This is a genomic window from Roseicyclus sp. (genome assembly GCF_052168335.1).
In the GTDB taxonomy this organism is placed as follows: domain Bacteria; phylum Pseudomonadota; class Alphaproteobacteria; order Rhodobacterales; family Rhodobacteraceae; genus Roseibacterium.
In genome coordinates, this window is the sequence record NZ_JBQLZP010000063.1 from 1 (window position 1) to 4434 (window position 4434).

Consider the following 4434-nt stretch of genomic DNA (forward strand, 5'->3'; position numbering starts at 1 on the left):
GCAGCGCGGAAGCTCTCCCAGCTCTCCACCCAGGAGACGACCGGCTCGAGCCGCGCGCCCGCATGTTCGCCCACGATCCCCTCGCCCACCGCCTGCTGCCACCAGCTCTCGGTCTCGCGGTCGAACATGATCATGTCCGAGTGCCGGAGGTTCCCCGAGACGCCGAAGCTCAGCACCTCGCCGTCCACGCGCCGGTCGAAGACCAGCGCGGTGTTGCAGAGCGGGCAGAAGGTCACGGCGACGGGCCGGCCGGCCACGACATCGTTCACGATCTCGTGCCAGGTGAGGTAGCGCAGCGGATAGGCCCGCGCGGGCTCGCCCTCGGGGGCGAGCGTCATGACCGGCTCGCGCGGCGACAGCCTGTCCTCCTCCGCCGCCGGCAGGAATTCGGGATCGTCGATCGCGGGAATGCCGTCGCGCCCGACCCCGCCCAGATGATCTCGGAGAGATCGACCGTCGCCCGATCGAAATCGGTGTTCGGCCATTGCGCGCGGTCCGGGGCGCGCTGCGCGGCGGCGGGCAGCGCGAGCGCGAGGCCGAGGAGAAGTGCGGCGGCGCGGGTGAACATGACGGCCTCGTGGAATGAACGCGACGGCCACATCATGACACGGAAACGGGGGGCCGAGGCCCCCCGCTCACGCGAATGTTCCAATCCGTCAGGTCGGCGTCAGGCCCGCATCAGGCCCGCGTCAGCCGCCGTCGCCCTCGGCGGGCTCCTCCGGCGGCGCCGGGTCCTCCTCCAGCACGCGGAGCGCGACCATCCGGTCGGGCTCGCCGATCACCGCGCCGTTCCGGCCGCGCCCGCGCTTGATGGCGTCGACCACCTCCATGCCCGCGACGACCTCGCCCACGACCGTGTACTGGCCGTTCAGCGGCGGAGCCGCGTCGAACATGATGAAGAACTGCGAATTCGCGCTGTTGGGGTCCTGCGCGCGGGCCATGCCGACGATCCCGCGCTCGTAGGGAATGTCCGAGAATTCCTGCGGCAGGTCGGGATAGGCCGAGCCGCCGCGCCCCGCATAGCGCATGTCCTGGCCGAGGCGGCCGAACTCCACGTCGCCCGTCTGCGCCATGAAGCCGTCGATGACGCGGTGGAACACCACGCCGTCATAGGCGCCCTCGGCGGCGAGGGTGGTGATCCGCTCGACGTGCTGCGGCGCCACGTCCTCGAAGAGGTCGATCACGATGGTGCCCTGCGCGTCGCCCGTCACGTCGATCTCGAGCCCGGTGGCGAGCGCGGGCGTCCCCGCGAGGCAGAGGAGGAGCGCGAGACTACGCATCGGCCGCGACCTTCACCGAGATCATCCTGTCGGGGTTCGCCGGCGGCTCGCCCCGCGTGATCTTGTCGACATGCTCCATCCCCGAGATCACGCGGCCGTAGACCGTGTACTGCCCGTTCAGGAAATGGTTGTCCTTGAAGTTGATGAAGAACTGGCTGTTGGCCGAGTTCGGGTTCTGCGACCGCGCCGCGCCCAGCGTGCCCCGGTCGTGCGGCAGGCGCGAGAATTCGGCCGGCAGGTCGGGCTTGTCGGAGCCGCCGGTTCCCGCGCGGCGGATGTTGCCGCCCTCCTTCCCGTGCTCCACGTCGCCGGTCTGGGCCATGAAGCCCTCGATCACGCGGTGGAAGATGACGCCGTCATAGGCGCCTTCGCGCGCGAGGTCCTTCATGCGCTGGCTGTGCTGCGGCGCCACGTCGGGCAGGAGCTCGATGACGACGGTGCCGTCCTTCAGCTCGATGAGGATGGTGTTCTCGGGGTCCTTGATCTCGGCCATGTCTCTCGCCTCTCCTGTCTCTGCCTGCCGGCCTATGCCGGCGAATTGTCCATCTCGTCCGGGCTCAACCGGCGTATTTCTCCCGCAGGGCTGCAACGACCGCTTTCGGCACGAAATGCGACACGTCGCCCTTCAGCCGCGCGATCTCCTTCACGAGCTTGGAGGCGATGGCCTGCCGGTCGGCTTCGGCCATGAGGAAGACCGTCACGATGTCGGCGTCGAGCTTGCGGTTCATGCCGACCATCTGGAACTCGTACTCGAAGTCGGCCACGGCCCGGAGCCCCCGGATGATGATCCCCGCGCCCACGTCGCGGGCGCAGTCGATCAGGAGGTTCTCGAAGGGATGCACCACGATCTCGGTGCCGGTCATGGCGGTCAGGTGCGCGGTCTCGGCCTCGACCATCGCCACGCGCTCCTCCAGCGTGAAGAGCGGGCCCTTGTCGCGGTTGATCGCGACGCCGATCACCAGCCGGTCCACCAGCTGGCAGGCGCGCTTGATGATGTCGATGTGCCCGAAGGTGATGGGATCGAACGTCCCCGGATAAAGCCCTGTCCGCATTGACCTGTGACCTGTCCCTGCCGCACGGGCTGCACGCGCCCGCCTTTCGCGGCGCGAGCCAATCACCGCGCCGCGCGGTTTGCAACCCCCGGGGCGACGGCCGCCCGCCGCGCGTCAGAAGCCCTTGATCATGCTCTCGAGGGCGTCCTTCTCCATCTCGAGGGTGGCGAGCTGCGCCTTGACCACGTCGCCGATGGAGATGAGGCCGACCATCTCGCCCGCCTCGACCACCGGCATGTGGCGGAAGCGGCCTTCGGTCATCGCGGCCAGGACGCTGTCGGAACTGTCCGACAGGCGGCAGCCGACGATCTCGGCGGTCATGATCGCCTCGACCGGGACCGACAGGCACCCCGCCCCGGCCTGGCCGAGTTCGCGGACGATGTCGCGTTCGGACAGGATGCCCTCGGCCGTCTTGCCATCGCGCGAGACGACGACCGCCCCGATGCGCCGCGCCGCCAGCAGTCGCGCCGCCTCGGCGACGCTGGTTCCGGGCGCCACGGTCACGATGCCGTCGTCGGACTTGGACTTGAGGATCTGTTGCACGAGCATGTCTGGCCCTCCCTTGCCGTAACGTCTGCGGTCTCTCCTCGGGTCCAGCGTCCGCCGGGGAAAGCGCCCCTGTCAAGCACAACGGCAGGTTGAAGGCCTTTTCCGCCAACCCGCGCCGCCGTAGACTGAATCGGGCGGTTGCAGTTGCCGGAGTGCCGATGTCCCCTTTTCTCGCCATCCTCGCGATCAACGCCTCGCTCATCGCCATCGCCTATGCGTTCGTCTACCCGCGGCTGCGTCCGCTCACCGCGCGGCGGATGATGAAGGCCGACGCCGTCGTGACGGCCATCGCGCTCGGGGCGGCGGCGCTCCTCTTCTTCGGGCGCGGCGTCGCCTTCGACATCGGGCCCATCCCGCTCCGGTGGTGGAGCTTCTCGATCCTGAGCATGCTGCTGATCGAGGCGCCGGCCTTCTGGGCCTTCTGCAAGGCCTATGGCGTCAGCCTCGAGGACATCGACGCCCCCGCCCGCGGCACGCGCGACTAGGCCGCCGCGATCGCCTCGAGCCGGAGCAGTTCGGCCCGGACCCCGTCGCGCAGCAGCGTCGCGAAACGGTCGAGCCGCGCGTCGCGGGGGCCTGCGTGGCTGACCAGCCAGAAGGTCCGGCGGAGCGACACGACATCGGGCAGCACGCGCACCAGCTCCGGCGCGAAAGGCAGCGCGAAGTCGTGCACGATGGCGAGGCCCGCACCCGCCCGCGCGAAGTTCAGCTGCACCGAGACCGCGTTCGAGGCGAGCGGCACGCGCACGACGCCGAGCCCCGCGAGATAGTCGAGCTCGGCGTCGAAGATCATGTCGGGGATGTAGCCGATCATCCGCGCCCCGACGAGATCGGCGGCGGAGGCGGGCGTCCCCTCGCGCGCGAGGCAGGCCTCCGTCGCGGCGAGCGAGAGGCGGTAGTCCGAAAGCTTCTCGGCGCGGAGCCGGTCGGTCTTGGGCGGCGAGACCGCGATGGCGAGGTCCGCCTCGCGCCGCGAGAGGTTCACGACGCGGGGCAGCGCGAGGATCTGGATGTCGAGGTCCGGATGCTCCGCCCCGATGCGGGCACAGACCTGCGGCAGGAGGTAGTTGGCGCAACCGTCGGGCGCGCCGATGCGGATGGCCCCGGTCAGCCCGCCCGCCCCGCCGCCCGCCGCCTCGCGCCCGTCGCGGAGCGCGGCCTCCGCCGCCTCGGCGCGGGCCAGCAGCTCGCGCAGGGCCGGCTCGTCCAGGCGCTTCAGCACCATGACCTGGCAGCGCGACAGCAACGCGGGGTTCAGCTCGAAGGAAGGGTTCTCGGTGGTGGCGCCGACCAGGATCACCGTGCCGTCCTCGACGTAGGGCAGGAAGCCGTCCTGCTGGGCGCGGTTGAAGCGGTGGATCTCGTCGACGAAAAGCAGCGTGCCGCGCCCGGCCAGGCGGCGCTGGCGCGCCCGCTCGAAGACCTTGCGCAGGTCGGCGACGCCGGAGAAGACCGCGGAGAGCGGCTCGAACTCCAGATCGGTGGCATCGGCCAGCAGGCGGGCGATGGTGGTCTTGCCGCAGCCCGGCGGCCCCCACAGCACCAACGAGGCG

7 protein-coding genes are annotated in these 4434 nt (G+C 70.3%); 1 reads left to right on the plus strand and 6 read right to left on the minus strand.

Features of this window, described 5'->3' with window-relative positions:
* From ACTS11_RS02060 to ACTS11_RS02080, 5 genes are all read right to left on the minus strand, one after another.
* On the minus strand, positions 1-485 hold a 485-nt coding region (locus ACTS11_RS02060), incomplete at its 3' end, for a DUF3179 domain-containing (seleno)protein (RefSeq protein WP_442638689.1).
* A 204-nt stretch (positions 486-689) separates the two neighbouring features.
* A complete protein-coding gene (locus ACTS11_RS02065) occupies positions 690-1280 on the minus strand; it encodes a peptidylprolyl isomerase (protein WP_442638690.1) in 591 nt (196 codons plus the stop codon).
* Entirely contained in the window at positions 1273-1773 is a 501-nt protein-coding gene (locus ACTS11_RS02070) for a peptidylprolyl isomerase (RefSeq protein ID WP_442638691.1), read from the minus strand. Before ACTS11_RS02070 ends, ACTS11_RS02065 begins: the two co-directional genes overlap by 8 nt.
* A 64-nt stretch (positions 1774-1837) precedes the next feature.
* The gene (coaD, locus tag ACTS11_RS02075) at positions 1838-2332 is read right to left on the minus strand and encodes a pantetheine-phosphate adenylyltransferase (protein ID WP_442638692.1); all 495 of its coding nucleotides are present in this window, start codon (positions 2330-2332) and stop codon (positions 1838-1840) included.
* Positions 2333-2446: 114 nt separating this feature from the next.
* Positions 2447-2881 carry a CBS domain-containing protein gene (locus ACTS11_RS02080; protein WP_442638693.1) on the minus strand — a complete coding sequence of 145 codons (435 nt, stop codon included), beginning with the start codon at positions 2879-2881 and terminating at the stop codon, positions 2447-2449.
* Positions 2882-3039: 158 nt separating this feature from the next.
* Here ACTS11_RS02080 and ACTS11_RS02085 point away from each other — a divergent pair, with 158 nt between their 5' ends.
* On the plus strand, positions 3040-3366 hold the full coding sequence (locus tag ACTS11_RS02085) for a hypothetical protein (RefSeq protein ID WP_442638694.1): 327 nt from the start codon (positions 3040-3042) through the stop codon (positions 3364-3366).
* Here the strand turns inward: ACTS11_RS02085 and ACTS11_RS02090 are convergent.
* Positions 3363-4434, minus strand: a 1072-nt coding sequence (locus ACTS11_RS02090; RefSeq protein WP_442638695.1) for a LysR substrate-binding domain-containing protein, incomplete at its 5' end; no start/stop codon positions are given. The genes ACTS11_RS02085 and ACTS11_RS02090 overlap by 4 nt on opposite strands.